This is a genomic window from Janthinobacterium sp. TB1-E2 (genome assembly GCF_036885605.1).
Lineage (GTDB): Bacteria > Pseudomonadota > Gammaproteobacteria > Burkholderiales > Burkholderiaceae_D > Janthinobacterium > Janthinobacterium aestuarii.
In genome coordinates this window covers 6262570-6286541 of sequence record NZ_CP142523.1, presented here as the reverse complement: position 1 = coordinate 6286541, position 23972 = coordinate 6262570, and the positions used below count along the sequence as shown (strand labels likewise).

Sequence of the window (23972 nt, the reverse complement as noted above, 5' to 3'; positions counted from 1 at the left end):
TCATGGCGACTCTGTTGCTGGCCGCTCCTGCCTGGTCTGCATCGCTGGATGTGGCCTGGTGGCGTGACGGCAAGATGGAAGTGCGCCAGTTGCGCCAGGGTGGCACGGCGTCGCCGCCGTTTGACGGCGCGCGGCAAGTACCGCTGGCCAGCTTGTGGAAGCTGTTCGTGTATGTGTACGCGAGCGATAACAAGGTGGCGATGCCGGACTACCGCTGCGGCGGCCGCGATCCGGAAGAGGTGTATTGCTGCGATGCAGGCCAGAGCATCGGCCACGACGCGGCGCTGGCGCAATCGTGCGGTCCATTTTTCTCGCCCAAGCGCCTGATGATCGCGCCGGCTTCATGGCGCCAGTACTGGACCGGCCGCCTGGGCGCGGCGCCCGCAGGCGACCTTGGCTGGCTGTCCGACCCCGCGCAACTGGCGCCGGCGCGCACGGTGCGCCTCGATAGCCTGCTGCGCGCGCTGGACAGCATCCCGGCCGCCAGCCGCGCGGACGCCGAAGCGGCGCTACTGCGCGTGGTGCTCGATGGACGCGGCGCCGGCACGGCGCGTTGGTTCGGCAGCCAGTTGCGCGTCAAAACGTATTCCTGGCACGAGCGGCGCCGGACGGACGAACGTATCGGCGGCGCGGCCGGCTGGCTGGCCGACGGCACGCCGATCTGGTTCGGCGGCGCGGGCGGCAGCAGCAATGTCTTCGAGCAGTGGGCGCCCAGGCTGGCCGCCAGCTTGCCGCCGGTAGGCGCGGCCGACGATGGCGGTTGCGTGGTGGTCGATTATTTCAAGCGCTATCCGATCCGCACCGTGCGCGGCGAACGTGGCGTGGCCGCACCTGGCCCGCTCAATGGCCGCTACCATGTGCAATTCGACAATGGCCAGAACCTGGCCTTGCGCAGCGCCGGCGAGCTGATGCTGCTGCAAGAGAAGGGCGGCCGTCCGCAATTGCGTGGCCGCTTCGGCGTCAATGAATATGTGGCGCGCGTGCTCGACCGCGAAGCGAATGCCAACGAGCCGGAAGCGGCCAAGGCGCTGGCGATTGCCGCGCGCACGTATCTGCAGCAGAACGCGGTGACGGTGGCGGGCTGCCAGCAGATCGCCGACAGCAGCGCGACCCAGCGTGTCAGTCCCAGCCCCGCCACGCCAGCGGCCCTGGCGATTGCGCGCTGGACCGACCAGCTGATTGTCGATGGCGTCACCGTGCGCTATCACAGTAACCAGGCGTCCGAGGGCACGATGGCGTGGAGCGAGGCGGTGCGCCAGGCCAGACAGGGCAAGCACTATGATGAATTGCTGGCGGCGGCCTATCCCGGCGGCGCCCTGAGCACCTTCGGCAATACGGGCGCGCGTTGCCGGCGCCTGGCGCAGAACGAGGATTGGCTGGCGCGGTCCGTGCCGCGCTGGCAGCGCGTGCTGCTGCGCGAGGCCGGTTATGAAGCGCCGCCGCAAGCGCCGCTGGTCTGCGCCTTGCAGAGCGGCGCGCCATATTCGGAGCAGTCGCGCAACCGCATTTATATGCGGCCGCTGGCCACGCGCGAAGACCGCATCACCCTGGCCCATGAATATTTACACCTTGGCCTGCGCAATCATCCGCGCGGCCAGGACGAAGAATATGTCGAGCGGCTGGCACGCCGGCTCGTCGACCTTAACCTGGAGGCCCTGTGAGTTTTTATATCCGTTGCGCGATTCCGCTAATGCTATTGCCACTATGGGCGCAGGCCCAGGTCACCATCGACGCACCGAAGAGCGGCTGGCGCAATTCGGCCGGTGCGCGCGAGGACTATACGCAAGCGGTCAATTACCCCGCCGCGTCGGTCAACCTGCAGCCGGGCCAGGCTGAAACGGCGCAGATACGGGGCCGTATCGCGGGCGCCGTCAAGGGCAAGCCCGCTACCCTGGTGGTCAACGGCGTGGCGATGCCGATGGAAGTTGGTGAGGATGGCAGCTATGGCCGGCCTTACGGTTTCGGCAGCGGCTCGAACAGCGTGGAAGTACGCTCGCCCGATGGCAGGAGTCGCGCGCGCACCCAGTTTGTCGACAGCTACCAGGGCAAGACCCAGGCGCGCCTGCGCATCGTGCTGTCTTGGGACAGTGCCGGCACCGACCTCGATCTGCATGTGGTCACGCCGGATGGTGGCCACGCCTGGTATGGCAACCGCGTATTAAAAGATGGCGGCGCGCTGGACGTGGACGTGACGACTGGCTATGGTCCGGAAATCTTTTCCAGCGCGGCGCCCGTGAAGGGCAACTATCACGCCTATGTCAATTACTACGGCAGCGGCGAAAACACCGCCATGCTGACTGTCGCGCGCATATCGATCATCACCAACGAAGGCACGCCGCGCGAAAAGCTGCAAAGCTTCCAGGTGCCGATGCGGGCGGCGGGCGAGCTGACCCTGGTGAAATCGTTTGTCTTGCCATAAATGTCTCTTGCGGACAGGCTGTTGCTTGGCTATAATTCGCCCCCTCGCTGAACGACGCATGCAAATGCTGAGTAAAGTAGAGAAAAAGAAGGAGTTGACGGACGTAGCGAAATGCTTCATACTCTTCCTTCTTCGCAACTGACAAACACAACGCTTTGTCGATAGCGCGAAAGCAGTACCGAATACAGTTCTTTAACAATTAACAGTCGATAAGTGTGGGCATTTGATGTAAGTGCAGCGCTGCGCAAGCAGCGTAAAACTTAAAATATCAAATGTTCACAAGAAATAATGAAATAGGATACTTCTTCGGAAGTAGCCTGTCAGTTTTTTGAGTGAGCGACCCGTCAGCAATGACGGTGCCAATAAAATGGCAAAGTAACAGAGATTAAACTGAAGAGTTTGATCCTGGCTCAGATTGAACGCTGGCGGCATGCCTTACACATGCAAGTCGAACGGCAGCACGGAGCTTGCTCTGGTGGCGAGTGGCGAACGGGTGAGTAATATATCGGAACGTACCCTGGAGTGGGGGATAACGTAGCGAAAGTTACGCTAATACCGCATACGATCTAAGGATGAAAGTGGGGGATCGCAAGACCTCATGCTCGTGGAGCGGCCGATATCTGATTAGCTAGTTGGTAGGGTAAAAGCCTACCAAGGCATCGATCAGTAGCTGGTCTGAGAGGACGACCAGCCACACTGGAACTGAGACACGGTCCAGACTCCTACGGGAGGCAGCAGTGGGGAATTTTGGACAATGGGCGAAAGCCTGATCCAGCAATGCCGCGTGAGTGAAGAAGGCCTTCGGGTTGTAAAGCTCTTTTGTCAGGGAAGAAACGGTGAGAGCTAATATCTCTTGCTAATGACGGTACCTGAAGAATAAGCACCGGCTAACTACGTGCCAGCAGCCGCGGTAATACGTAGGGTGCAAGCGTTAATCGGAATTACTGGGCGTAAAGCGTGCGCAGGCGGTTTTGTAAGTCTGATGTGAAATCCCCGGGCTCAACCTGGGAATTGCATTGGAGACTGCAAGGCTAGAATCTGGCAGAGGGGGGTAGAATTCCACGTGTAGCAGTGAAATGCGTAGATATGTGGAGGAACACCGATGGCGAAGGCAGCCCCCTGGGTCAAGATTGACGCTCATGCACGAAAGCGTGGGGAGCAAACAGGATTAGATACCCTGGTAGTCCACGCCCTAAACGATGTCTACTAGTTGTCGGGTCTTAATTGACTTGGTAACGCAGCTAACGCGTGAAGTAGACCGCCTGGGGAGTACGGTCGCAAGATTAAAACTCAAAGGAATTGACGGGGACCCGCACAAGCGGTGGATGATGTGGATTAATTCGATGCAACGCGAAAAACCTTACCTACCCTTGACATGGCTGGAATCCTCGAGAGATTGAGGAGTGCTCGAAAGAGAACCAGTACACAGGTGCTGCATGGCTGTCGTCAGCTCGTGTCGTGAGATGTTGGGTTAAGTCCCGCAACGAGCGCAACCCTTGTCATTAGTTGCTACGAAAGGGCACTCTAATGAGACTGCCGGTGACAAACCGGAGGAAGGTGGGGATGACGTCAAGTCCTCATGGCCCTTATGGGTAGGGCTTCACACGTCATACAATGGTACATACAGAGCGCCGCCAACCCGCGAGGGGGAGCTAATCGCAGAAAGTGTATCGTAGTCCGGATTGTAGTCTGCAACTCGACTGCATGAAGTTGGAATCGCTAGTAATCGCGGATCAGCATGTCGCGGTGAATACGTTCCCGGGTCTTGTACACACCGCCCGTCACACCATGGGAGCGGGTTTTACCAGAAGTAGGTAGCTTAACCGTAAGGAGGGCGCTTACCACGGTAGGATTCGTGACTGGGGTGAAGTCGTAACAAGGTAGCCGTATCGGAAGGTGCGGCTGGATCACCTCCTTTCTAGAGTTTGCACGAATCATGTAAATGGTTCACGCATCAAATGTTCACACTTATCGGCTGTTAATATAAAGAACAGCATTTGGGGCTGTAGCTCAGCTGGTTAGAGCACCGTGTTGATAACGCGGGGGTCGTTGGTTCGAGTCCAACCAGCCCTACCAGTTTCTGTAGTAAATCTCAGGGGGATTAGCTCAGCTGGGAGAGCACCTGCTTTGCAAGCAGGGGGTCGTCGGTTCGATCCCGTCATCCTCCACCAAAAGTTCAAACGTAAGTTAATCACATCGGTGATTGAATTTAGGTTTGGTCTTTTCGAGACCAAGTGCTGTATGTTCTTTAACAATCTGGAAGAAGTAAAGATTATTTATTGATCGGTTTGCCGTAAAAAGCGAATCGATGGGTAATGATTGTATGTATCAACAAACAAGCAACAACGTTGTACTTTCTTATCCCTGTAGCGCTCTTTGATGACTTCGGTTTTCAGAGGCTAACGTTATAGGGACAAGCGAATAAGTGCACATGGTGGATGCCTTGGCGATTACAGGCGATGAAGGACGTAGTAGCTTGCGATAAGCTGCGGGGAGTGAGCAAACACACTTTGATCCGCAGATTTCCGAATGGGGCAACCCACCCTTTTAGGGTATTGCATACTGAATACATAGGTATGCAAGGCGAACGCGGCGAACTGAAACATCTAAGTAGCTGCAGGAAAAGAAATCAACCGAGATTCCCAAAGTAGCGGCGAGCGAAATGGGAAGAGCCTGTACGTGATAGTCGGACCGATAACAGAATCCTCTGGAAATAGGAGCCATAGTGGGTGATAGCCCCGTATGTGAAATCGGACCGGTGGTACTAAGCGTACGACAAGTAGGGCGGGACACGTGACATCCTGTCTGAATATGGGGGGACCATCCTCCAAGGCTAAATACTCGTAATCGACCGATAGTGAACCAGTACCGTGAGGGAAAGGCGAAAAGAACCCCGGAAGGGGAGTGAAATAGATCCTGAAACCGTGTGCATACAAACAGTAGGAGCGGACTTGTTCCGTGACTGCGTACCTTTTGTATAATGGGTCAGCGACTTACATTCAGTGGCAAGGTTAACCGAATAGGGAAGCCGTAGAGAAATCGAGTCCGAATAGGGCGATCAGTCGCTGGGTGTAGACCCGAAACCAAGTGATCTACTCATGGCCAGGATGAAGGTGCGGTAACACGCCCTGGAGGTCCGAACCCACTAATGTTGAAAAATTAGGGGATGAGCTGTGGGTAGGGGTGAAAGGCTAAACAAACTTGGAAATAGCTGGTTCTCTCCGAAAACTATTTAGGTAGTGCCTCAAGTATCACCATCGGGGGTAGAGCACTGTTATGGCTAGGGGGTCATTGCGACTTACCAAACCATTGCAAACTCCGAATACCGATGAGTGCGAGCTTGGGAGACAGACGTCGGGTGCTAACGTCCGGCGTCAAGAGGGAAACAACCCAGACCGCCAGCTAAGGTCCCAAAGATTGGCTAAGTGGAAAACGAAGTGGGAAGGCTAAAACAGTCAGGATGTTGGCTTAGAAGCAGCCATCATTTAAAGAAAGCGTAATAGCTCACTGATCGAGTCGTCCTGCGCGGAAGATGTAACGGGGCTAAGCCAGTCACCGAAGCTGCGGATATCCTTTATTGGATATGGTAGGAGAGCGTTCTGTAAGCCTGCGAAGGTGTCTTGTAAAGGATGCTGGAGGTATCAGAAGTGCGAATGCTGACATGAGTAGCGATAATGGGGGTGAAAAGCCTCCACGCCGTAAGCCCAAGGTTTCCTGTTCAACGTTCATCGGAGCAGGGTGAGTCGGCCCCTAAGGCGAGGCAGAGATGCGTAGCTGATGGGAAGCAGGTTAATATTCCTGCACCGTCGTATGATGCGATGGGGGGACGGATCGCGGAAGGTTGTCTGACTGTTGGAATAGTCAGTTTCTGTCTCATAGAAGGCGCTTAGGCAAATCCGGGCGCAGGATTCAAGGGGATGGGACGAGTGAGCTTGCTCACGAAGCAATCGGAAGTGGTTCCAAGAAAAGCCTCTAAGCTTCAGTCATACGAGACCGTACCGCAAACCGACACAGGTGGGCGAGATGAGTATTCTAAGGCGCTTGAGAGAACTCGGGAGAAGGAACTCGGCAAATTGGTACCGTAACTTCGGGAAAAGGTACGCCCCGGTAGCTTGATTGGTTTACTCCATGAGGGTGAAAGGGTTGCAATAAACTGGTGGCTGCGACTGTTTAATAAAAACACAGCACTCTGCAAACACGAAAGTGGACGTATAGGGTGTGACGCCTGCCCGGTGCTGGAAGATTAAATGATGGGGTGCAAGCTCTTGATTGAAGTCCCAGTAAACGGCGGCCGTAACTATAACGGTCCTAAGGTAGCGAAATTCCTTGTCGGGTAAGTTCCGACCTGCACGAATGGCGTAACGATGGCCACACTGTCTCCTCCCGAGACTCAGCGAAGTTGAAATGTTTGTGATGATGCAATCTACCCGCGGCTAGACGGAAAGACCCCATGAACCTTTACTGTAGCTTTGCATTGGACTTTGAACCAATCTGTGTAGGATAGGTGGGAGGCTTTGAAGCGGGGACGCTAGTTCTCGTGGAGCCAACCTTGAAATACCACCCTGGTTTGTTTGAGGTTCTAACCTTGGTCCGTTATCCGGATCGGGGACAGTGCATGGTAGGCAGTTTGACTGGGGCGGTCTCCTCCTAAAGTGTAACGGAGGAGTTCGAAGGTACGCTAGATACGGTCGGACATCGTGTTGATAGTGCAATGGCATAAGCGTGCTTAACTGCGAGACTGACAAGTCGAGCAGGTACGAAAGTAGGACATAGTGATCCGGTGGTTCTGTATGGAAGGGCCATCGCTCAACGGATAAAAGGTACTCTGGGGATAACAGGCTGATTCCTCCCAAGAGTTCATATCGACGGGGGAGTTTGGCACCTCGATGTCGGCTCATCACATCCTGGGGCTGTAGCCGGTCCCAAGGGTATGGCTGTTCGCCATTTAAAGTGGTACGTGAGCTGGGTTTAAAACGTCGTGAGACAGTTTGGTCCCTATCTGCCGTGGGCGTTGGAAATTTGAAGGGGGCTGCTCCTAGTACGAGAGGACCGGAGTGGACGAACCTCTGGTGTACCGGTTGTCACGCCAGTGGCATTGCCGGGTAGCTAAGTTCGGAAGAGATAACCGCTGAAAGCATCTAAGCGGGAAACTTGCCTTGAGATGAGATTTCCCAGAGCCTTGAGCTCTTTGAAGGGTCGTTCGAGACCAGGACGTTGATAGGCTGGGTGTGGAAGTGCAGTAATGCATTAAGCTAACCAGTACTAATTGCCCGTACGGCTTGTCCCTATAACCTTAGCAGGTACAGAGGATAAGACGGTACAACGTTGCGTGTGTGTTGATACTACCAGTCATTACCCCAATCTTTGCTTCTTCCAGATTCAGGCTTTGTCGCTCCATTGAGGACAAATGCCAGTACAAGTTATGCCTGATGACCATAGCAAGTTGGTCCCACCCCTTCCCATCCCGAACAGGACCGTGAAACAACTTTGCGCCGATGATAGTGCTGCAACCAGTGTGAAAGTAGGTTATCGTCAGGCTTGTTATTCGAAAAAACCCCTTCCGGTGATCCGGTTGGGGTTTTTTTACGTCTGGTGGTTTGTTGGGCGCCGCGGGTGCTTGTCGGCTTACGCGCTGCGCGCTAAGCCGACCTACGTTTATTGGATGGCCGGTAGGTCGGATTAGCGTAGCGTAATCCGACAACTCAGCAGCCAATGCAACAGACAAAAAAAGGCAGCGCTACGCGCTGCCTTTGTCATTTATCACCACATGTTGTGCACGGCGGGCATCGTCATGTTCTCTTCATATTGACACTGTACGATGACTTCCATTCTCATCAAGTAGTGTGTGCACCCATGCTGGCCAAGCTTAAACTCGTCAAAACTCCCAAAGGCATCGATAGCGTCCTGATGCTCTCGGCCATGCTGATACTCTGGATCGGTAACTACAGCAACGTCGACCTCATGATCGCCGACAGTATGTTCGACCGCGCGCGCGGGCAATTTGCCGGTGCTGACAGCGCGTGGGCGAGCAGTTTCCAGCTCTGCATGATCTTGCTTGGCGCCGCCTTGATCTGCTTGGCCGTCTGGGACACCTTGCATCCGCTGGCCTGGCTGGCATCACGCCGCAGCGCCTTGTGCGTAGTGGCATTGTCGGCTATCTTCGTGCCATTAAGCATCTATTTGCTCTCTTCCTTCAGCGACGTGCCCTGTCCCACGGATTTGTTGCGTTACGGCGGACTGGAACCATACACGCGCCTGCTGGAAACGTTGCCGGCCAGCGCATCTGCCATGGCATGTCTGCCCGCTACCCAGGCGAACGCTGCCTGGTGGATGCTGGCCTTGCCATTGTTCTGCCTGCCCGGACGGCCACGCACGGCGCTGCTGTTCGCCTGCATCATGCTGCTGTGCGGTTTGGCGGCAAGCTGGCAGCAACAGTTGCAAGGTACACAATTCTTTACGCACACCTTGTGGTCTGCCTGGATCGCTTCTTTCCTGATCTATCTGCTGCATCATTTGTTCCGGGCCGAGGACGCGTTGGCCTGAAACACGAAAGTACGTCACAATCTGCCTGTCGAGTTGTCGTTTCATACAAAAACAGGAGCACCATGAACGAGCAGATTGCGAGAGAAGTGGTATTGGTCCGTGCTATCGAGACGGCCGACCAGAAAAAAGAAGTCCTCAGCGAGGACGACCGCATGTATGCCAGCCGCAGCGCGCGTGAGCTTGCGCAGTGGCAAGCTTCGGGCAAGCAGGCCGAAGTGACAGGTGACGATTTCCTGCAGCAGCGTTCCGAGCTGATCATCAAGCGCATCACCGAGCGCACCCCCGCTTTCGCTGCCTTCGCGAAGCGTCGCAACGGCATGAAGACCCTGGCGCTGGCCTTGCCATTGCTGGCCTTGCTGCTGGGCGCCGGGCTCGACCGCATCACGGATCCCCATCGCGTCGACTTGCTGTCTGCGCCCTTGTTGCTGATCATCGCCTGGAATGTGCTGGTCTACCTGGGCTTGCTGATCTGGCTATGCATTCCCTCGCACTCGCTCGGCTGGCCGAAGGCGGGACTGGTGCGTCACCTGAGCGTGGGCCGCCTGGCCCTGCCGCGCAAACTGCCGCACGCCTTGTCTTCAGGTTTGCTCAGTTTCATGGGGGAATGGGCACACTTGAGCGCCAAGCTGACGGCCGCGCGCCTGAGCCGTACCATCCACCTGAGCGCCGCCATGTTTGCCATCGGCGCCGTTGCCTCACTGTATGCCCGCGGCTTTCTGTCGCAATATGCGGCCGGCTGGGAAAGCACCTTTTTAAATCCCGGCCAAGTGCACAGCCTGCTTTCGACCTTGTTTGCACCGGCTATTGCCCTGTTTCATTTGCAAGGTTTTTCGCTGGCGGAAATCGAAGCACTGCGCTTCCCGCAAACGACGACCATCGAAGGTGGCGCGCGCTGGGTGCATTTGTATGCGGCAACCATCTTTCTGTTGGTCGTCGTTCCCCGCCTGATCCTGGCCCTGTTCAACAATTGGCGCGCCGCGCGCCTGGCCAGGAACTTTCCGCTGGATCTCGATCAGCCGTATTTCCGCAAGCTTAATGAAAGCATTGGCGTGGCCACGGGTGGCATGCTGCGCGTCTTGCCGTACAGCTTTACTGTCGATGAAGCACGCCACATGGGATTGGGCCAGCTTTCCATCATGCTGTTCGGCGAGCAGGGGCGCATGATGCTGCGTCCATCGATGTCGTACGGCGAAGAGCCGCAGGACGTCTTGCGCGGCACGGACTTGAACGATCCGCAAGTCAATATCACGGCCGTACTGTTCAATCTGACGGCGACGCCTGAAAAGGAAAATCACGGCGCCTTCCTCGATTATCTGGTGCAATCGTCGGCACGCGGCATCGCCGTCCTGATCGACGAGTCCAGCTACCTGGAGCGCGCCGGCGAGCAGGCGGATAACGGCGCGCGCCTGGCGGAACGAGTCGCCCTGTGGCAGCAGTTTTGCCAGTTCCATAAAACTACGGCCACCGTGGTCAATTTGCTCAACCCTGCCTTGCACCCGCTTGATGCAGGTGTCGGCTTGAAAGTATCGGCAGCAGCATGAGTGTGAATGTGAATAAAGATGTGCAGGATGATGCGGTGCAGATTCAATTCGCACTGATTTCGCACACGAATAATGGCAAGACGACCCTGGCGCGCACCCTGGTGGGTGTGGATATCGGCGAAGTGCGCGACGCCGCCCACGTGACCGTGTTTGCCGAATCGCATACCTTGCTGGCCACGCCACAGGGCGATGCCTTGCAACTGTGGGATACGCCCGGTTTTGGCGACTCCGTGCGCCTGCTCAAACGCTTGGGACAGTCGGGCAATCCCATCGGCTGGTTTCTGCGCGAAGTGCTGGACCGTTACCGCGACCGCCCGTTCTGGCTCAGCCAGCAAGCGTTGCGCACTGCCAAGGACTCCGCCGACGTGGTGCTGTACCTGGTGAGTTCCTCGGAGCATCCCAAGGATGCGGGTTATCTGCCGGCGGAAATGAAAATCCTCGCCTGGCTCGATAAGCCCGTGGTGGTCTTGCTCAATCAGATGGGGCCGCCGCGTCCAGGCAATGAGGAACATAGCGAGCAGGCGCGCTGGCGCGAGCATTTGCAGCAGTATCCGATCGTGCGCGACGTTCTGGCGCTCGATGCCTTTGCCCGCTGCTGGGTACATGAGCGCGTGTTTTATGAAGCCGTGGGTAAATTATTGCCGCAGTCGCAGCAAGCCGGCTATGCGCGTTTGTTTGCTGCCTGGAAAGAGCAGAATACGGCGCGTTTCCGGCAGGCCATGCACTTGATCGCCACGCAGCTGGCAGTGGCCGGGCAGGATCGCGAAGCCATCGAGCCTGTCTCCAAGGGCTTGCTGAAATCGGCCTTGCAGGTCGTGGGCATAGGCAAGAACGCGGAGCAGCAGCGCCAGGAAAAGGCTATGGCCAGCCTGGTGGCGCGGCTCAATACGCACAGCGGTATCACTACGCGCGAGCTTTTGATACTGCACAAACTCGACCCGACCGATGCGCATAAGATCAATAGCCGCATACGGGAAAACTTTGCCGTGCGCGCGCCGATCGACAAGGCGCAAGCGGGTTTGCTGGGGGCCATGATTTCCGGTGCCGCGACGGGCCTGTCAGCCGACCTGATTTCCGGCGGCCTGACCCTAGGCACGGGCGCCCTGCTTGGTGGCGTGGTCGGTGCGCTCACGTTTGCGGGCGCAGCCTGGGGCTTTAATTCCGGCACGGACCGTAATGAGCCCACGATGCAATTTACGGATGCCTTCCTGCGTACCTTGGTGGTGGCGGGCGTGCTGCGTTACCTGGCGGTGGCGCACTTTGGCCGTGGTCGCGGCAACTTTGTTGAAAGCGAGGCGCCGGCCTTCTGGCAGGATGAAGTCGAGCAGGCGGTGGCGCGCCATGAGGGCGCATTGGCCGAGCTATGGAAAGAAGTGCGCCGCGAGAAGTCCAATGAACTGGCGGCCGAACGTGTGCAACCCATCATCACGGCGATCACTGCCGATGTGCTGGCGCGTTTGTACCCGGACGTGGCGCAGCTGATGTAAATACAGGCTTCCATCGCCTATTTCCAACAGGGTATCCCATGAGCACACATAAAATCGCCGTCATCGCCGGTGACGGCATTGGCAATGAAGTCATGCCGGAGGGCTTGCGTGTGATGGAAGCGGCTGCCCGCCGTTTCAATATCGACCTGCAGTTTACGACGATGGCATGGGCCAACTGCGACTATTACCTGGAACACGGGCAAATGATGCCTTCGGACTGGTTTGCGCAGCTCAAGGATTTCGACGCCATCTATTTTGGCGCCGTGGGCTGGCCGGACAAGGTGCCTGACCATATCTCGCTATGGGGCTCCTTATTAAAATTCCGGCGTGAATTCGATGAATACGTCAACTTGCGTCCTGTGCGGCTGATGCCGGGCGTACCGTGCCCGCTGGCGAATAAAAAGCCGGGCGATATCGATTTTTATGTGGTGCGTGAAAACACGGAAGGAGAATATTCATCCGTAGGCGGGCGCATGTTCGAGGGGACGGAGCGCGAAACGGTGCTGCAGGAATCCGTGTTTACCCGCAAGGGCGTTGACCGGATATTGAAATACGCATTCGAGCTTGCGCAAAGCCGGCCCAAGAAACACCTGACATCGGCCACCAAGTCGAATGGCATTGCCATCAGCATGCCGTATTGGGATGAGCGGGTGGAAGCCATGGCCCCGAGCTTTCCCGATGTCCACTGGGATAAATACCATATCGACATCCTGGCTGCCCGCTTTGTATTGAGCCCCGAACGTTTCGACGTGGTGGTCGCTTCAAATCTGTTTGGCGACATCTTGTCTGACCTGGGCCCCGCCTGCACGGGGACGATTGCCATCGCTCCATCGGCCAATATCAATCCGGAGCGGACTTTTCCCTCCGTCTTCGAGCCGGTGCACGGTTCCGCACCCGATATCTACGGCCAGAATATCGCCAACCCGATCGGCATGATCTGGTCGGGCGCCATGATGCTGGACTTCCTCGGCAATGGCGATGCCAATTACACGGCGGCGCATGACGCGATTGTGCGCGCCATCGAGCAGGTGCTTGAGCATGGTCCGCGGACGCCGGATATGGGCGGCAGCGCCAGTACAACCGATGTGGGCATGGCGGTTGCCGAATTGCTCAAATAAAGCTTGCCGGCCGTGGGTGGCTTTGCTATAGTTCGCCTCCCCAATGAGACGCAGTCACTGTGGCAGTTGAGGATCACCGGAAACGGCGATGTAGTAAAAAGAAGGAGTTGACGGATTTAGCGAAATGCTTCATACTCTTCCTTCTTCGCAGCTGACAAACACAACGCTTTGTCGATAGCGCGAGAGTAGTAAATAAGCAGTACCGAATACAGTTCTTTAACAATTAACAGTCGATAAGTGTGGGCATTTGATGTAAGTGCAGCGATGATCTTCGGATTGTCGTAAAACTTAAAATATCAAATGTTCACAAGAAATAATGAAATAGGCGCTACGAAAGTAGTGGCCTGTCAGTTTTTTGAGTGAGCGACCCGTCGCAAGACGGTGCCAATAAAATGGCAAAGTAACAGAGATTAAACTGAAGAGTTTGATCCTGGCTCAGATTGAACGCTGGCGGCATGCCTTACACATGCAAGTCGAACGGCAGCACGGAGCTTGCTCTGGTGGCGAGTGGCGAACGGGTGAGTAATATATCGGAACGTACCCTGGAGTGGGGGATAACGTAGCGAAAGTTACGCTAATACCGCATACGATCTAAGGATGAAAGTGGGGGATCGCAAGACCTCATGCTCGTGGAGCGGCCGATATCTGATTAGCTAGTTGGTAGGGTAAAAGCCTACCAAGGCATCGATCAGTAGCTGGTCTGAGAGGACGACCAGCCACACTGGAACTGAGACACGGTCCAGACTCCTACGGGAGGCAGCAGTGGGGAATTTTGGACAATGGGCGAAAGCCTGATCCAGCAATGCCGCGTGAGTGAAGAAGGCCTTCGGGTTGTAAAGCTCTTTTGTCAGGGAAGAAACGGTGAGAGCTAATATCTCTTGCTAATGACGGTACCTGAAGAATAAGCACCGGCTAACTACGTGCCAGCAGCCGCGGTAATACGTAGGGTGCAAGCGTTAATCGGAATTACTGGGCGTAAAGCGTGCGCAGGCGGTTTTGTAAGTCTGATGTGAAATCCCCGGGCTCAACCTGGGAATTGCATTGGAGACTGCAAGGCTAGAATCTGGCAGAGGGGGGTAGAATTCCACGTGTAGCAGTGAAATGCGTAGATATGTGGAGGAACACCGATGGCGAAGGCAGCCCCCTGGGTCAAGATTGACGCTCATGCACGAAAGCGTGGGGAGCAAACAGGATTAGATACCCTGGTAGTCCACGCCCTAAACGATGTCTACTAGTTGTCGGGTCTTAATTGACTTGGTAACGCAGCTAACGCGTGAAGTAGACCGCCTGGGGAGTACGGTCGCAAGATTAAAACTCAAAGGAATTGACGGGGACCCGCACAAGCGGTGGATGATGTGGATTAATTCGATGCAACGCGAAAAACCTTACCTACCCTTGACATGGCTGGAATCCCCGAGAGATTGGGGAGTGCTCGAAAGAGAACCAGTACACAGGTGCTGCATGGCTGTCGTCAGCTCGTGTCGTGAGATGTTGGGTTAAGTCCCGCAACGAGCGCAACCCTTGTCATTAGTTGCTACGAAAGGGCACTCTAATGAGACTGCCGGTGACAAACCGGAGGAAGGTGGGGATGACGTCAAGTCCTCATGGCCCTTATGGGTAGGGCTTCACACGTCATACAATGGTACATACAGAGCGCCGCCAACCCGCGAGGGGGAGCTAATCGCAGAAAGTGTATCGTAGTCCGGATTGTAGTCTGCAACTCGACTGCATGAAGTTGGAATCGCTAGTAATCGCGGATCAGCATGTCGCGGTGAATACGTTCCCGGGTCTTGTACACACCGCCCGTCACACCATGGGAGCGGGTTTTACCAGAAGTAGGTAGCTTAACCGCAAGGAGGGCGCTTACCACGGTAGGATTCGTGACTGGGGTGAAGTCGTAACAAGGTAGCCGTATCGGAAGGTGCGGCTGGATCACCTCCTTTCTAGAGTTTGCACGAATCATGTAAATGATTCACGCATCAAATGTTCACACTTATCGGCTGTTAAATGAAGAAGAAACAGTAGTCGTAGTAGTTCCGCGTTGGGGCTGTAGCTCAGCTGGTTAGAGCACCGTGTTGATAACGCGGGGGTCGTTGGTTCGAGTCCAACCAGCCCTACCAGTACAAATTCCCGGGGGATTAGCTCAGCTGGGAGAGCACCTGCTTTGCAAGCAGGGGGTCGTCGGTTCGATCCCGTCATCCTCCACCAAAGTTTTACTCGAAAGTGCAAATGTAAGCCAGTCAAACAGACCCGGTTTAGATTTGATCTTTTAGCGATCAAAGCTGTTTCGTTCTTTAACAATCTGGAAGAAGTAAAGATTATTTATTGATCGGTTTGCCGTAAAAAGCGAACCGATGGGTAATGATTGTATGTATCAACAAACAAGCAACAACGTTGTACTTTCTTATCCCTGTAGCGCTCTTTGATGACTTCGGTCTTCAGAGGCTAACGTTATAGGGACAAGCGAATAAGTGCACATGGTGGATGCCTTGGCGATTACAGGCGATGAAGGACGTAGTAGCTTGCGATAAGCTGCGGGGAGTGAGCAAACACACTTTGATCCGCAGATTTCCGAATGGGGCAACCCACCCTTTTAGGGTATTGCATACTGAATACATAGGTATGCAAGGCGAACGCGGCGAACTGAAACATCTAAGTAGCTGCAGGAAAAGAAATCAACCGAGATTCCCAAAGTAGCGGCGAGCGAAATGGGAAGAGCCTGTACGTGATAGTCGGACCGATAACAGAATCCTCTGGAAATAGGAGCCATAGTGGGTGATAGCCCCGTATGTGAAATCGGACCGGTGGTACTAAGCGTACGACAAGTAGGGCGGGACACGTGACATCCTGTCTGAATATGGGGGGACCATCCTCCAAGGCTAAATACTCGTAATCGACCGATAGTGAACCAGTACCGTGAGGGAAAGGCGAAAAGAACCCCGGAAGGGGAGTGAAATAGATCCTGAAACCGTGTGCATACAAACAGTAGGAGCGGACTTGTTCCGTGACTGCGTACCTTTTGTATAATGGGTCAGCGACTTACATTCAGTGGCAAGGTTAACCGCATAGGGAAGCCGTAGAGAAATCGAGTCCGAATAGGGCGATCAGTCGCTGGGTGTAGACCCGAAACCAAGTGATCTACTCATGGCCAGGATGAAGGTGCGGTAACACGCCCTGGAGGTCCGAACCCACTAATGTTGAAAAATTAGGGGATGAGCTGTGGGTAGGGGTGAAAGGCTAAACAAACTTGGAAATAGCTGGTTCTCTCCGAAAACTATTTAGGTAGTGCCTCAAGTATCACCATCGGGGGTAGAGCACTGTTATGGCTAGGGGGTCATTGCGACTTACCAAACCATTGCAAACTCCGAATACCGATGAGTGCGAGCTTGGGAGACAGACGTCGGGTGCTAACGTCCGGCGTCAAGAGGGAAACAACCCAGACCGCCAGCTAAGGTCCCAAAGATTGGCTAAGTGGAAAACGAAGTGGGAAGGCTAAAACAGTCAGGATGTTGGCTTAGAAGCAGCCATCATTTAAAGAAAGCGTAATAGCTCACTGATCGAGTCGTCCTGCGCGGAAGATGTAACGGGGCTAAGCCAGTCACCGAAGCTGCGGATATCTAGCAATAGATATGGTAGGAGAGCGTTCTGTAAGCCTGCGAAGGTGTCTTGTAAAGGATGCTGGAGGTATCAGAAGTGCGAATGCTGACATGAGTAGCGATAATGGGGGTGAAAAGCCTCCACGCCGTAAGCCCAAGGTTTCCTGTTCAACGTTCATCGGAGCAGGGTGAGTCGGCCCCTAAGGCGAGGCAGAGATGCGTAGCTGATGGGAAGCAGGTTAATATTCCTGCACCGTCGTATGATGCGATGGGGGGACGGATCGCGGAAGGTTGTCTGACTGTTGGAATAGTCAGTTTCTGTCTCATAGAAGGTACTTAGGCAAATCCGGGTACGGAATTCAAGGGGATGGGACGAGTGAACTTGTTCACGAAGCAATCGGAAGTGGTTCCAAGAAAAGCCTCTAAGCTTCAGTCATACGAGACCGTACCGCAAACCGACACAGGTGGGCGAGATGAGTATTCTAAGGCGCTTGAGAGAACTCGGGAGAAGGAACTCGGCAAATTGGTACCGTAACTTCGGGAAAAGGTACGCCCCGGTAGCTTGATTGGTTTACTCCATGAGGGTGAAAGGGTTGCAATAAACTGGTGGCTGCGACTGTTTAATAAAAACACAGCACTCTGCAAACACGAAAGTGGACGTATAGGGTGTGACGCCTGCCCGGTGCTGGAAGATTAAATGATGGGGTGCAAGCTCTTGATTGAAGTCCCAGTAAACGGCGGCCGTAACTATAACGGTCCTAAGGTAGCGAAATTCCTTGTCGGGTAAGTTCCGACCTGCACGAATGGCGTAACGATGGCCACACTGTCTCCTCCCGAGACTCAGCGAAGTTGAAATGTTTGTGATGATGCAATCTACCCGCGGCTAGACGGAAAGACCCCATGAACCTTTACTGTAGCTTTGCATTGGACTTTGAACCAATCTGTGTAGGATAGGTGGGAGGCTTTGAAGCGGGGACGCTAGTTCTCGTGGAGCCAACCTTGAAATACCACCCTGGTTTGTTTGAGGTTCTAACCTTGGTCCGTTATCCGGATCGGGGACAGTGCATGGTAGGCAGTTTGACTGGGGCGGTCTCCTCCTAAAGTGTAACGGAGGAGTTCGAAGGTACGCTAGATACGGTCGGACATCGTGTTGATAGTGCAATGGCATAAGCGTGCTTAACTGCGAGACTGACAAGTCGAGCAGGTACGAAAGTAGGACATAGTGATCCGGTGGTTCTGTATGGAAGGGCCATCGCTCAACGGATAAAAGGTACTCTGGGGATAACAGGCTGATTCCTCCCAAGAGTTCATATCGACGGGGGAGTTTGGCACCTCGATGTCGGCTCATCACATCCTGGGGCTGTAGCCGGTCCCAAGGGTATGGCTGTTCGCCATTTAAAGTGGTACGTGAGCTGGGTTTAAAACGTCGTGAGACAGTTTGGTCCCTATCTGCCGTGGGCGTTGGAAATTTGAAGGGGGCTGCTCCTAGTACGAGAGGACCGGAGTGGACGAACCTCTGGTGTACCGGTTGTCACGCCAGTGGCATTGCCGGGTAGCTAAGTTCGGAAGAGATAACCGCTGAAAGCATCTAAGCGGGAAACTTGCCTTGAGATGAGATTTCCCAGAGCCTTGAGCTCTTTGAAGGGTCGTTCGAGACCAGGACGTTGATAGGCTGGGTGTGGAAGTGCAGTAATGCATTAAGCTAACCAGTACTAATTGCCCGTACGGCTTGTCCCTATAACCTTAGCAGGTGCAGAGGATAAGACGGTACAACGTTGCGTGTGTGTTGATACTACCAGTCATTACCCCAATCTTTGCTTCTTCCAGATTCAGGCTTTGTCGCTCCATCGAGGACAAATGCCAGTACAAGTTATGCCTGATGACCATAGCAAGTTGGTCCCACCCCTTCCCATCCCGAACAGGACCGTGAAACAACTTTGCGCCGATGATAGTGCTGCAACCAGTGTGAAAGTAGGTTATCGTCAGGCTTGTTATTCGCAGTAAGAGAAAAACCCGTCAAGCAATTGGCGGGTTTTTTTTCGTCTGGTGGTTTTGTTTGGCGCCGCGGGTGTTTGTCGGCTTACGCGCGCAGCGCTAAGCCGACCTACGTTTATTGGATGGCGGGTAGGTCGGATTAGCGTAGCGTAATCCGACAACTCAGCAGCCAATGCAACAGACAAAAAAAGGCAGCGTTAAGCGCTGCCTTTTTCATTTATCACCTTCATTAAAAGTGATAAGCGACTTTGACGTTCATGTAATTGACGCCGCTATTTGGTTTCTTGTAGCCGCCGTTCGAGAAATGCTGGATCTTCGCAGCGACTTCCCACTTGTTATTGAAGACATAGCCGACGCCGATATGGTCGCCGAACTGGAAGTGGGTCGACAGGCGGTCATCGTCGTTGTTGTACAGTTTCGACAGCATGTGCACGCCGATGCCGGCTTCCGCATAAAAACCCAGCTTGTTCGTATTTTCAAAGCGGAACACGGGAGTAAAACCCAGGTCCCACAGCTTTTGATGCTGGCCAGAGACATTCTGATAGCTCTTGGCATCCCAGCCGCCGATGCTGGCATCCCAGTAACCGCTCAGCTGCGTGCCATTCGATACAAACCAGGCTTTATCCCAGTTGGAGGTCACGCCGGCGCGTACCATTTGTACCTTCACGCCCTTGGCATATTCGCCGTAGACGGAGTCGATCAGTTTGTCGTCGGCGGCAAAGCCGGCGTTAGCCGCCATCAACGCGGCAACAGCGGCGATGGATTTGAGGAGATTCTTCTTGAAGGACATAGAGACTTTCATCGTAAAATTGGCCGTCAGGCTTGTCTTGTTAGCGCAGGCACCTAGTTTTGCACACTACTCCCGCCACCTGTTTGATCTCAGAGGTTGAATTGACATTGTCTACAAAAATCGCATTTCTCGGTATTGGCCTAATGGGAGGGCCGATGGTCCGGTGCCTGCTGCGCGCTGGATATTCTGTCACAATTTGGAATCGCACGCACAGCAAGGCCCAAGTCCTGCGTGCGGCAGGGGCGCAGCCGGCCGTTTCAGTGGCTGAGGCCGTCAACGGGGCGGACGTCGTCATCTCGATGCTGGAAGCTGGCCCTATCGTGGCGCAGGTGCTGCAAGAGGCGTTGCCGGCCTTGTCCACTGGTGCGCTCTGGATCGACATGAGTTCCACCAAGCAATCGGAAGCCCAGCAATTTCATGCCATTTTGCACGCTGCGGGGCATGGCTTCATCGATGCGCCTGTGTCGGGTGGCGTCGGCGGCGCACAGGCGGGCACCCTGGCTATCATGGCTGGCGCCAGCGCCAGCGATTACACGAAGGTTGAAACGATTCTGTCAGCCATGGGACGCCCGACCCTGGTGGGGCCGGCCGGCAGTGGTCAAGTGGCCAAGCTGTGCAATCAGCTGATCGTCGGAGCGACATTGAATATCGTGGCCGAAGCGCTGTTGCTGGCCCAAGCGGCGGGCGCCGATGCGAGCGCCGTACGGGCGGCTATCCGCGGTGGTTTTGCCGAGAGCAAGATTCTGGAGGTGCATGGCCAGCGCATGTTGGAACGCAATTTTGTTGCTGGCGGCCAGGTGAAAAGCCAGATCAAGGATATGCACAACATCCTTGCGGCGGCCGAAGCAGCGCACGTGACTTTGCCGGTGACGCAACTGGTGACGCAGCGCTATGAAGCCCTCGCCGGCACCCACCCGACGGCCGATCACGCGGCCGCCTTGCTGGCCCTGGAAGCGTTGAATCCGGGCCAGCGCCTGGGCACCGGTCCGGATCAGCTGAGCTGATTCAAGCGATGGGCAGGCTCGCTTCGGCCAGCTTGACCCAGAAACTGGCGCCGATCGGCAGCAGATTGTCGTTGAAGTCGTAGCTGCCATTGTGCAAGACGCACGGGCCCAGGCCGTGGCCGCCATCGCGGTGCTCGCCGTCGCCATTGCCGATGAAGATGTAGCAGCCGGCTTTTTCTTGCAGGAAGAAAGAAAAATCTTCCGCGCCCATGGTCGGTTCGACATTCGCGTTGACCTTGTCGGCGCCCACCACGCTTTTCATCACTTCGACGGCAAACGCCGTTTCTTTCGCATGGTTGACCAGCGGTGGATAGTTGCGCTTGAAGTGGAAATCGACTTCGGCGCCAAAGGCGGCGGCCGTGTGCACGGCGATCTCGCGCATGCGCTCCTCGATCAAATCCAGCACGGGCTTGGTGAAAGTGCGCACGGTACCGACCAGGCTGGCATCATCGGGAATCACATTGGTGGCGCTGCCTGCATGGATTTGTGTGATCGACAGCACGGCTGTGTCGAGCGGACTCTTGTTGCGCGTGATGACGGTTTGCCAGCTTTGCGCGATTTGCACGGCCACCATGACGGGGTCGATGCCCTTGTGGGGTTGGGCCGCGTGGGCGCCCTTGCCTTTGATGGTGACGTGGAATTCATTGCTGGAGGCCATCATTGGCCCCTCCACCACGCTCAGGGTGCCCGTTTCGGCGCCTGGCCAGTTGTGCATGCCGTAGATGGCATCCATGGGAAAGCGGGTAAACAAGCCATCCTCGATCATTTCGCGCGCGCCGGCGCCGCCTTCCTCGGCCGGCTGGAAGACCAGATACACGGTGCCGTCGAAATGGCGGTGTTGCGCCAGGTAATGGGCGGCGCCCAGCAGCATCGCCGTGTGGCCATCGTGGCCGCAGGCGTGCATCTTGCCCGGATGGCGTGAAGCATGCTCAAAGGTATTCATTTCCTGCATCGGCAAGGCATCCATGTCGGCGCGCAGGCCGATGGCCCGTGTCGACGTGCCATTTTTGATGATGCCGACCACGCCAGTGCGGCCCAGGCCGCGCACCACGGGGATGCCCCATTCCGTCAGCTTGGCGGCGACCACGTCCGAGGTGCGCTGTTCTTCGTAGCACAGCTCGGGATGCGCGTGCAGGTCGCGGCGGATACCTTGCAGCTCGGATTGAAACGCCAAGATCGGATCAACTAGTTTCATGGGACTCTCCTGTGGATGCTGGCACGCAGCAATGTATGGCGCGCCGGACCGCGCTTGCTTGATCGAAAACAGGCGCGGCTAATAGTGCATTGTAGCCCTTGTTTGCCGGGGAAATCCAGCGCACGGACGTGCTTGCCACGGCGCCAACAGCAAGCGCGCGGAATGGTTTACAGTATCGCCTTCCCCCAACGTTTTTGGATTGCCCCATGACCACCACCCAAGTGCGCGCCGCCTGCCCGCTCGACTGCCCCGATACCTGCGCCTTGCTGGTCACCGTGACCGATGGGGTGGCCACGGCCGTCAAGGGCGATCCCGACCATCCGACCACGGCTGGCGTGCTGTGCACAAAGGTGTCGCGCTTCACGGAGCGCACCTACCATGCGGACCGGCTGCTGCACCCGCTGCGCCGCGTAGGCAAGAAGGGCGAAGGCAAGTTCGAGCGCATCAGCTGGGAAGAAGCGCTGCAGACCATCGCCGCCCGCTTGAAACCGATCGCCGCGCGCGATCCCCAGGCGATCTTGCCGTACAGCTACTGCGGTACCATGGGCCTGGTGCAGGGCGAATCGATGTCCTCGCGCTTCTTCCACCAGCTCGGCGCTTCCCTGCTGGACCGCACCATCTGCGCCTCGGCCGGTGCCACGGGCTACCGCTACACGGTGGGCGCCAGCATCGGCACGGACATGGAGCAGTTCCAGAACGCGAAATTGATCATCATCTGGGGCGGCAACCCGATCGCCTCGAACCTGCACTTCTGGATGCGCGCGCAAGAGGCCAAGCGCAATGGCGCGACCCTGATCGCCATCGATCCCTACCGCTCGCTGACGGCCGAAAAATGCCACCAGCATATCGCCTTGCTGCCGGGTACCGATGCGGCCCTGGCGCTGGGCTTGATGCATGTGCTGATCATCGAAGACCTGGTCGACCACGACTATATCGCGCAGTACACCATCGGCTATGCGGAACTGAAACAGCGGACCCTGGAATGGCCGCCCGAGCGCGTGGCCGGGGTGTGCGGCATCACGGCCACGGAAGTGGTGGAGCTGGCGCGGCTGTACGGCCAGGCATGCCGCTCCGGCGAGGGCGCCGCCATCCGCGCCAATTACGGCGTGCAGCGCGTGCATGGCGGCGGCATGGCCGTGCGCAATATTGCCTGCCTGCCCGCGCTGACGGGCGCCTGGCGCCATCCGGCCGGCGGCATGCAGCTGTCGAGCTCGGGCTCCTTCCCCGTCAACCGCAAGGCCCTGCAGCGCCCGGACTTGCTGAAAGGGACGCCGCGCACGATCAACATGAGCACCATTGGCGACGATTTATTGAAAGAAAGTTCCGCCGAGTTCGGCCCGCAAGTCGAAGCCGTGATCGTCTATAACTCGAACCCGCTGGCCGTGGCGCCCGACTCCTCGAAAGTGGCGCAGGGTTTTGCCCGCGAGGATTTGTTTACGGTCGTGCTCGAGCACTTCCAGACCGATACCGTCGATTACGCCGACATCGTGTTGCCAGCTACCACGCAGCTGGAGCACGTCGATGCGCATTCCACCTACGGCCACCTGTACATGATGGCGAACAACGCGGCCGTGGCGCCGCTGGGCGAAGCGAAGGCGAATACGGAAATCTTCCGTTTGCTGGCGCAGCACATGGGCTTTGATGACCCGTGCTTCCAGGAAAGCGACGACGCGCTGGCAGCCAAGGCGTTCGATACGACCGATGCGCGCTCCGTGCATTTCGACTGGGAATCGTTGAAACGCACGGGCTGGCAAAAGCTGGCCACGGCCGAGGCGCCATTTGCCCACGGTGGTTTCCCCACGCCATCAGGCAAGTGCGAGTTGTATTCGAGCGCCATGGCGCAGGCGGGACTCGATCCCTTGCCGACGTATATCGCGCCGCACGAATCGCTGGCCAGCAATCCCGCGCTGGCGGCCCGTTATCCGCTGGCCATGATTTCCCCGCCGGCGCGCAATTTCCTCAATTCCACTTTTGTGAACGTGAAAAGCCTGCGCGCGGCCGAAGGCGAGCCGCACCTCGATATCCACCCTGACGACTGCGCCGCGCGCGGCATCGCCGCTGGCGACATGGTGCGCATCTTCAACGACCGCGGCAGCTTCGTGGCCAAGGCCAGGGTGACGGACAAGGCCAGACGCGGCCTGGTGGTGGGCTTGTCCGTATGGTGGAAGAAACTGGCCAGCGACGGCAAGAACGCCAATGAAGTGACGAGCCAGCGCCTGACGGACATGGGCCGCGCGCCGACCTTCTACGATACGCTGGTCGAAGTGGAAAAGGCTGGCTGACC

10 protein-coding genes, 4 tRNA genes and 6 rRNA genes are annotated in these 23972 nt (G+C 56.4%); 18 read left to right on the top strand and 2 right to left on the bottom strand.

Features of this window, described 5'->3' with window-relative positions; genetic code table 11:
• Positions 1-2 precede the first annotated feature (2 nt).
• The 16 genes from OPV09_RS28265 (at position 3) to rrf (OPV09_RS28190) (ending at position 18692) form a co-directional block, all read left to right on the top strand.
• A complete protein-coding gene (locus OPV09_RS28265) occupies positions 3-1661 on the top strand; it encodes a DUF2300 domain-containing protein (RefSeq protein ID WP_338680061.1) in 1659 nt (552 codons plus the stop codon).
• A 29-nt stretch (positions 1662-1690) separates the two neighbouring features.
• Positions 1691-2419, top strand: coding sequence for a YfaP family protein (locus OPV09_RS28260; protein WP_219329286.1), 729 nt, complete (start codon positions 1691-1693; stop codon positions 2417-2419).
• A 387-nt stretch (positions 2420-2806) separates the two neighbouring features.
• Positions 2807-4337: ribosomal RNA gene (locus OPV09_RS28255) — 16S ribosomal RNA — on the top strand.
• 81 nt (positions 4338-4418) lie between these two features.
• Positions 4419-4495, top strand: a tRNA-Ile gene (locus OPV09_RS28250).
• A gap of 19 nt (positions 4496-4514) precedes the next feature.
• Positions 4515-4590 (top strand) — tRNA-Ala (locus OPV09_RS28245).
• Between the two features lie 240 nt (positions 4591-4830).
• Positions 4831-7706, top strand: a 23S ribosomal RNA gene (locus OPV09_RS28240).
• A gap of 138 nt (positions 7707-7844) precedes the next feature.
• Positions 7845-7957, top strand: a 5S ribosomal RNA gene (gene rrf, locus OPV09_RS28235).
• The 16S, 23S and 5S rRNA genes sit together here with 2 tRNA genes alongside, the layout of an rRNA operon.
• 315 nt (positions 7958-8272) lie before the next feature.
• Positions 8273-8962: a hypothetical protein gene (locus tag OPV09_RS28230; protein WP_072457805.1), complete on the top strand. Its 690-nt coding sequence runs from the start codon at positions 8273-8275 to the stop codon at positions 8960-8962.
• A 62-nt stretch (positions 8963-9024) separates the two neighbouring features.
• Positions 9025-10503, top strand: coding sequence for a DUF2868 domain-containing protein (locus OPV09_RS28225; RefSeq protein WP_072457803.1), 1479 nt, complete (start codon positions 9025-9027; stop codon positions 10501-10503).
• Positions 10500-11990 carry a DUF3482 domain-containing protein gene (locus OPV09_RS28220; RefSeq protein ID WP_072457801.1) on the top strand — a complete coding sequence of 497 codons (1491 nt, stop codon included), beginning with the start codon at positions 10500-10502 and terminating at the stop codon, positions 11988-11990. Before OPV09_RS28225 ends, OPV09_RS28220 begins: the two co-directional genes overlap by 4 nt.
• Before the next feature lie 38 nt (positions 11991-12028).
• Positions 12029-13108 carry a tartrate dehydrogenase gene (locus OPV09_RS28215; protein ID WP_072457799.1) on the top strand — a complete coding sequence of 360 codons (1080 nt, stop codon included), beginning with the start codon at positions 12029-12031 and terminating at the stop codon, positions 13106-13108.
• Between the two features lie 412 nt (positions 13109-13520).
• Positions 13521-15051 (top strand): 16S ribosomal RNA (locus tag OPV09_RS28210).
• 100 nt (positions 15052-15151) lie between these two features.
• A tRNA-Ile gene (locus OPV09_RS28205) sits at positions 15152-15228 on the top strand.
• A 12-nt stretch (positions 15229-15240) separates the two neighbouring features.
• Positions 15241-15316 (top strand) — tRNA-Ala (locus tag OPV09_RS28200).
• A gap of 249 nt (positions 15317-15565) precedes the next feature.
• Positions 15566-18441 (top strand): 23S ribosomal RNA (locus OPV09_RS28195).
• A 138-nt stretch (positions 18442-18579) separates the two neighbouring features.
• Positions 18580-18692: ribosomal RNA gene (rrf, locus tag OPV09_RS28190) — 5S ribosomal RNA — on the top strand.
• 236 nt (positions 18693-18928) lie between these two features.
• On the opposite strand, the gene OPV09_RS28185 is transcribed toward rrf (OPV09_RS28190), so the two are convergent.
• The gene (locus OPV09_RS28185; protein WP_034745449.1) at positions 18929-19489 is read right to left on the bottom strand and encodes an acyloxyacyl hydrolase; all 561 of its coding nucleotides are present in this window, start codon (positions 19487-19489) and stop codon (positions 18929-18931) included.
• A 107-nt stretch (positions 19490-19596) separates the two neighbouring features.
• Between OPV09_RS28185 and OPV09_RS28180 the strand changes: the two genes are divergently transcribed.
• Entirely contained in the window at positions 19597-20493 is an 897-nt protein-coding gene (locus OPV09_RS28180; protein WP_413774519.1) for an NAD(P)-dependent oxidoreductase, read from the top strand.
• A gap of 1 nt (position 20494) precedes the next feature.
• On the opposite strand, the gene OPV09_RS28175 is transcribed toward OPV09_RS28180, so the two are convergent.
• Positions 20495-21688 (bottom strand): M20 aminoacylase family protein, encoded by a 1194-nt coding sequence (locus OPV09_RS28175; RefSeq protein ID WP_072457353.1) that lies wholly within the window; start codon positions 21686-21688, stop codon positions 20495-20497.
• 206 nt (positions 21689-21894) lie between these two features.
• Here OPV09_RS28175 and OPV09_RS28170 point away from each other — a divergent pair, with 206 nt between their 5' ends.
• Positions 21895-23970 (top strand): molybdopterin-containing oxidoreductase family protein, encoded by a 2076-nt coding sequence (locus tag OPV09_RS28170; protein ID WP_072457351.1) that lies wholly within the window; start codon positions 21895-21897, stop codon positions 23968-23970.
• The last annotated feature ends 2 nt before the right edge of the window (positions 23971-23972 follow it).

Excerpts from the sequence above, each read along its gene's own strand:
- OPV09_RS28265 (WP_338680061.1), top strand. The coding sequence starts at position 3 with ATGGCGACTCTGTTGCTGGCCGCTCCTGCCTGGTCTGCATCGCTGGAT.
- OPV09_RS28260 (WP_219329286.1), top strand. The coding sequence starts at position 1,691 with ATGCTATTGCCACTATGGGCGCAGGCCCAGGTCACCATCGACGCACCG.
- OPV09_RS28230 (WP_072457805.1), top strand. The coding sequence starts at position 8,273 with ATGCTGGCCAAGCTTAAACTCGTCAAAACTCCCAAAGGCATCGATAGC.
- OPV09_RS28225 (WP_072457803.1), top strand. The coding sequence starts at position 9,025 with ATGAACGAGCAGATTGCGAGAGAAGTGGTATTGGTCCGTGCTATCGAG.
- OPV09_RS28220 (WP_072457801.1), top strand. The coding sequence starts at position 10,500 with ATGAGTGTGAATGTGAATAAAGATGTGCAGGATGATGCGGTGCAGATT.
- OPV09_RS28215 (WP_072457799.1), top strand. The coding sequence starts at position 12,029 with ATGAGCACACATAAAATCGCCGTCATCGCCGGTGACGGCATTGGCAAT.
- OPV09_RS28185 (WP_034745449.1), bottom strand. The coding sequence starts at position 19,489 with ATGTCCTTCAAGAAGAATCTCCTCAAATCCATCGCCGCTGTTGCCGCG.
- OPV09_RS28175 (WP_072457353.1), bottom strand. The coding sequence starts at position 21,688 with ATGAAACTAGTTGATCCGATCTTGGCGTTTCAATCCGAGCTGCAAGGT.
- OPV09_RS28170 (WP_072457351.1), top strand. The coding sequence starts at position 21,895 with ATGACCACCACCCAAGTGCGCGCCGCCTGCCCGCTCGACTGCCCCGAT.